General features: G+C 70.0%; 6 protein-coding genes. 2 read left to right on the plus strand and 4 right to left on the minus strand.

The genetic code is table 11. The annotated features are described in order from the left end of the window. The 3 genes from F9K34_RS16870 to F9K34_RS16880 form a co-directional block, all read right to left on the minus strand. A partial coding sequence (locus F9K34_RS16870) for a DUF2927 domain-containing protein (RefSeq protein WP_436405760.1) occupies positions 1-731 on the minus strand: 731 nt, incomplete at its 3' end. 130 nt (positions 732-861) lie between these two features. Continuing rightward, positions 862-1317 (minus strand): GNAT family N-acetyltransferase, encoded by a 456-nt coding sequence (locus tag F9K34_RS16875; RefSeq protein WP_291338280.1) that lies wholly within the window; start codon positions 1315-1317, stop codon positions 862-864. Between the two features lie 86 nt (positions 1318-1403). After that, complete coding sequence (locus F9K34_RS16880; protein WP_291338281.1) at positions 1404-2243, minus strand: AAA family ATPase; 840 nt, start codon at positions 2241-2243, stop codon at positions 1404-1406. Between the two features lie 180 nt (positions 2244-2423). Between F9K34_RS16880 and dksA the strand changes: the two genes are divergently transcribed. Both dksA and F9K34_RS16890 read left to right on the plus strand, forming a co-directional pair. Further along, positions 2424-2846: an RNA polymerase-binding protein DksA gene (dksA, locus tag F9K34_RS16885; RefSeq protein WP_291338282.1), complete on the plus strand. Its 423-nt coding sequence runs from the start codon at positions 2424-2426 to the stop codon at positions 2844-2846. Positions 2847-2932: 86 nt separating this feature from the next. Further along, the gene (locus F9K34_RS16890) at positions 2933-4099 is read left to right on the plus strand and encodes an FAD-dependent monooxygenase (RefSeq protein WP_291338283.1); all 1167 of its coding nucleotides are present in this window, start codon (positions 2933-2935) and stop codon (positions 4097-4099) included. 27 nt (positions 4100-4126) lie between these two features. Here the strand turns inward: F9K34_RS16890 and F9K34_RS16895 are convergent. After that, positions 4127-5149: NAD(P)/FAD-dependent oxidoreductase (locus tag F9K34_RS16895; RefSeq protein ID WP_291338284.1), on the minus strand; the 1023-nt coding region annotated here is incomplete at its 5' end.

Below are 5149 nucleotides of genomic sequence, written 5' to 3' on the forward strand. Positions count from 1 at the left end.
CCGAGCGCGGTCTCGACCGCGTCGACGAAGGCGCGCGGCGTCGGGTCCGGCATCGGCGCGGGCCCGCGTTCGCCGCGCGGGTTGATCGCCGCGAGGATGTCGGGCAGCCGTTCCGCCACGGCCCCCGCAGTCATCCCCGAATGCAGTCCGGGCGCGTAGGTCGCGCGCAGCATCAGCATGTCGAAGCCGGTGAGGACGGTGTGGATGTTGTCGTCGTTGAAGACGGAATCGGGCAGGCGGTAGAGGTCGTTCAGGGGGCCGAGCGCCTGGGCGAGTTCCTCGTGCAGGCAGTCGCGCACCTCCTGCGGGGCGGTGTCGTTCGGCACGAAGATCGCCGCCTGGTCGCGCACCTGCAGCGTGGCCCAGTCGAGCGAGGCGCGGCTCGCGCGCCGGTAGCCGTTCCACGAGGACACACGCGGCGCGACGAAGCAGGCCGCACGGGGAACGAGCCTCTGCATCGTCTGGCGCGGCAGGAACTCCACGGTGATCTCGGCGGGCTCGTCCGGGCGCGCGGCCGTGATCGGCAGGCCCGCCTCGGAGCGCAGCCGGGCGAGGAGGCGGCCGAGGTCCCCTGCCGCCGTGGCAGGCGGCGCGCCGGTCATGCGGACGCGGATCGGGCCTTCGAACCGGGTGAAGACGGGTACGCTGCGCCCGCTTTCGAGGTTGAACGAGAGGTCCATGAAATCCTGCGCCATCTCGGCGTTGGAGCGGCGCGGCGGGTCCGCGGGCATTGCCGCAAACCGCCGCATCGGTGGCAGGTCGGGCGCGGCCGGGACCGCATTGCGCGCGGCCGGCGGAGGGGCGCCGCAGGCGGAGAGAACCAGCGCGGCGAGGCAGGCGGTCAGGACGCGGCGCAAGGGATCATGTCCGGTTGTATTCGATGAAGGGGGTCTTCACGCCGATCCGGTCGTAGAGCCGCCGCGCGGTCGTGTTGGTCTCCTGCGTCAGCCAGTAGACCGAGGCCGCCCCCTCTGCATCGGCGGCGGCATAGACCGCCTCGATCAGCGCCCGGCCGATCCCCCGGCCGCGGTGGTCCGGGTCGGCGAAGAGGTCCTGAAGGTAGCAGGTGTCGGCAAGTGCCCAGCAGGTCCGGTGGAAGAGGAAATGTGCAAGCCCGACGGGCGTTTCGTCCACCAGCGCCAGCACGCCCCGGAACTCCCCGTCCCGGCCGGAGAGGAGCCGGGCGAAGGTCGCCGCATAGACCTCGTCGGGCAGTTCGGTCCGGTAGAAACCGAGGTAGGCGCGCCAGAGCCGGCGCCACTCGGGCGCGTCGTCGGGCCCGATCGGGCGGATCACGAGCGTGTCTGGGCGGGCCATGCGTTCCTCTTGCGGCTGGCCGACGCTAGCCTGCCTTCGCCGCGGCGGCTAGCCCGGATAACGGGCGATCCGAGCCGCGCCCGGCGTCAGCGGCGGTTCCGGGCCAGGAAGGCCAGGCGCTCGAAGAGCTGCACGTCCTGTTCGTTCTTAAGAAGCGCGCCGTGCAGTTTCGGCAGAAGACTCGTCGGGTCGCGCCGGAGGTCCTCGGGGGCGAGATCCTCGGCGAGGATCAGCTTCAGCCAGTCGAGCACCTCCGAGGTGGAAGGCTTCTTCTTCAGTCCCGGCGTCTCGCGGATCTCGTAGAACTGCGCCAGCGCCGTGGAAAGGAGGTGCTCCTTGATGCCGGGGAAATGCACTCCGACGATGCGTTTCAGCGTCTCGGTCTCGGGGAAGCGGATGTAGTGGAAGAAGCAGCGGCGGAGGAAGGCGTCCGGCAGCTCCTTCTCGTTGTTCGAGGTGATGACCACGACGGGGCGGTGGCGCGCCCGGATCGTCTCGCCGGTCTCGTAGACGAAGAACTCCATCCGGTCGAGTTCCTGCAGAAGGTCGTTCGGGAACTCGATGTCGGCCTTGTCGATCTCGTCGATGAGCAGGACGACCTTGCCCTCGGCCTCGAAGGCCTGCCAGAGCTTGCCCTTGCGGATGTAGTTCCTGACATCGTGCACGCGCTCGTCGCCGAGCTGGCTGTCGCGCAGGCGGCTGACGGCGTCGTATTCGTAGAGCCCCTGCTGCGCCTTCGTCGTGGACTTGACGTGCCACTCGACGATCGGCAGCCCGAGCGCGGCGGCCACCTGGCGCGCGAGTTCGGTCTTGCCTGTGCCCGGCTCGCCCTTCACCAGAAGCGGGCGTTCCAGCGTGACCGAAGCGTTGACGGCAACGGTGAGGTCGTCGGTGGCGACGTAGTGATCGGTGCCGGTGAATTTCATCGTTTTTCCGGGGGGATGTCGCAGATTTTGGGGACAGTCATACCGGCGCCATCAAAATGCCGCAAGCGCGGGGTTGGGCTAGTGACATCCCTCGCGGCATCAGATATGGGAGCGCCCAAGGAGTTCCGGATGACCGAAATGATTGCGACTTCCGGTGCCGGACCAAGGAAGGGAGCGGAGATGAAACCCGAAATCTTTCTTCCCGACGATTACCGTCCGGCCGAAGATGAACCGTTCATGAACGAGCGCCAGCTCGAGTATTTCCGCCGCAAGCTTCTCGTCTGGAAGGAGGAGCTGATGGAACAGTCCGCCGAGACGCTGGAAGGGCTTCAGGACAGCGCCCGCAACGTCCCGGACATCGCCGACCGGGCGAGCGAGGAGACCGACCGCGCGCTGGAACTGCGCACCCGCGACCGCCAGCGCAAGCTCGTCGCCAAGATCGACGCGGCGCTGCGCCGGATCGAGAACGGCGAATACGGCTATTGCGAAGTGACGGGTGAGCCGATTTCGCTGAAGCGGCTCGACGCCCGCCCCATCGCCACCATGACGCTCGAGGCGCAGGAAAAGCACGAACGGCGCGAGCGTGTGCATCGCGACGACTGACGGGTGCCGCGCCCCTTGATCTGTCGCAAGGACATCGCGCCGCCGGACCCGCAGGGTGCCGGCGGTTCGCGTTTCGGAGGGATGCAATGCTGAAGGGCCGGTCGGTCACGGTGCTGGGCGCCGGTGTGGCGGGCCTCGTCGTGGCGCGCGCGCTTGCGCTCCGCGGCGCGGAGGTGACGGTGCTGGAGCAGGCGCCCGAGATCCGCGAGGTGGGCGCGGGCCTGCAGATCTCGCCCAACGGCGCGCGCGTGCTCGCGGCGCTGGGCCTCGGTGACGCGCTGGCGGCGGGATCGCAGCGCGCCGAGGCGGTCGACCTCATCGACGGCGAGGCCGGAGGGCGCGTCGTGCGGCTCGATCTCGCCCGGCGGCGACCCGGAGAGGTCTTTCGTTTCGTTCACCGCGCCGACCTCATCGACCTTCTGGCGGCTGGCGCCCGGGCGGCGGGCGTGGCGATCCGGCTCCTGCAGAAGGTGGAGACGGTGACGCTCGGCGCCCATCCGCCGCGTCTGACGATGGCGCAGGGAGAGGAGATCGCCTGCGACCTCCTGGTCGGGGCGGACGGGCTCCATTCCAGGGTCAGGGCTGCGCTGAACGGCACCATTGCCCCCTTCTTCACCGGCCAGGTCGCCTGGCGCGCGACGCTGCCGGAGACGGGCGACCTGCCGCCGGTCGCGCGGGTCTTCATGGGCGCGGGCCGGCATCTCGTGACCTATCCCCTGAGGGGCGGGCGGCTGAGGAACATCGTCGCGGTCGAGGAACGCGACCGCTGGGCCGAGGAAAGCTGGTCGCTCACCGACGATCCGCTCGCGCTCCGCATCGCCTTCGAGGCGTTCGTGCCGGAAGTCCGCGGCTGGCTCGACCGGATCGAGCGGCCGAACCTCTGGGGGCTCTTCCGCCATCCCGTCGCCGCGCGCTGGCAGGGGCAGGGGGCGGCGATCCTCGGCGACGCCGCGCATCCGACGCTGCCCTTCCTCGCCCAGGGGGCGAACATGGCGCTGGAGGATGCCTGGGTGCTGGCCGACTGCCTCGCCCGCGCGGCGCCGGAAGCGGCGCTGCCTTCCTATCAGGCGCGGCGCGAGGTGCGCGTGCGGCGGATCGTCGGCGCCGCCAACGCCAATGCGCGGAACTATCACCTCTCGGGCGCGCGGCGCGACCTCGCCCACCTCGGGTTGCGGCTCGCCGGCCGCTTCGCGCCGGGGGTGCTCCTCGACCGCTTCGACTGGCTCTACGATCACGACGTGACGTGGGGCTAGGTTGCCGCGCGGGCAGGGGCGTCGCGCTCAGGCAAGGGCGCGTTCACGCCAGCGGTCCTGAAGCTGGAGTTTCCAGTAGGTGAGCTGCGCCGCGATGAGGCCGGCCGGGCCGCCCACCCAGTCCAGCCCGAACGGTGCGAACACGCGAATGCGGTCGGTCTCGCCCAGCATGGCTTCCGCCACGACCTTTCCGGCGACGGCCGTGGTGTTCAGCCCGTGCCCGCCGAAGGCGGTGATGTGCCAGACGTTCGGCGCCATCTGTCCGACCTGCGGCATCTGGTGGCGCGCATAGCCCATCAGGCCGGACCAAGAGAGTTCGGTCCGCAGCGAATCGAGCTGTGGAAACGCGATCAGCATCTCGCGCCGGAGTTCCCTCACGATGCCTGCCGGATCGGCCGCCCGCGTCGTGATCCGGCCGCCCCAGAGGAGCCGCCGCCCGCCCTCGACCACCCGGTAGTAATCGCCCGCGCGCCGGTCGTCGTACATGAAGGCCCGGGTCCGGATCGCGGTCGCGATCAGGTCGGGGGCCGCTTCGGTCGCCATCATGTAGGTGGCGATCGGAAGGACGGCGCGCCTCAGTCTGTGCACCACGGCACCCGTGTAGCCGCCGGTCGCGAAGACGATGTGGCGCGCGTTGACCATGCCGCCAGCGGTCTGCGCCCGCTTGACCGGCCCGTCCAGGTGAACACCCACGACGGGGCTTCCTTCGAAGATGCGGCCGCCCAGACGTTCGACCTCCTCCGCGATGCCACGCAGCGTGTTCAGCGGGTGGATGTGAAAGGCGTGGGGATCGTGGAGCGCGTGGAAATACCGCGGGCTCTCGATATGGTCGGCAAGCGTCTTCCGGTCGAGGTAATCGAGCCGATAGCCGAAGTCCCGGGCGAACGTGTCGGCGTGCCGCTTCATGTCGTCGGCCAGGTCGAAGCGGCGCAGGCTGAGAAGGCCCGACACCGGGGCCGCGCCGTCGATCTTCAGCGCGTCGAACGTGGCGCGCAGGCGCTCGACGCCCTCGATGGCGAGGCGGCGAAGCGCCGTCGCGGCCTCCGGGCC

Origin of the sequence: Albidovulum sp. (genome assembly GCF_008933605.1) — a bacterium.
Lineage (GTDB): Bacteria > Pseudomonadota > Alphaproteobacteria > Rhodobacterales > Rhodobacteraceae > Albidovulum.

Excerpts from the sequence above, each read along its gene's own strand:
- F9K34_RS16875 (WP_291338280.1), bottom strand. The coding sequence starts at position 1,317 with ATGGCCCGCCCAGACACGCTCGTGATCCGCCCGATCGGGCCCGACGAC.
- F9K34_RS16880 (WP_291338281.1), bottom strand. The coding sequence starts at position 2,243 with ATGAAATTCACCGGCACCGATCACTACGTCGCCACCGACGACCTCACC.
- dksA (WP_291338282.1), top strand. The coding sequence starts at position 2,424 with ATGAAACCCGAAATCTTTCTTCCCGACGATTACCGTCCGGCCGAAGAT.
- F9K34_RS16890 (WP_291338283.1), top strand. The coding sequence starts at position 2,933 with ATGCTGAAGGGCCGGTCGGTCACGGTGCTGGGCGCCGGTGTGGCGGGC.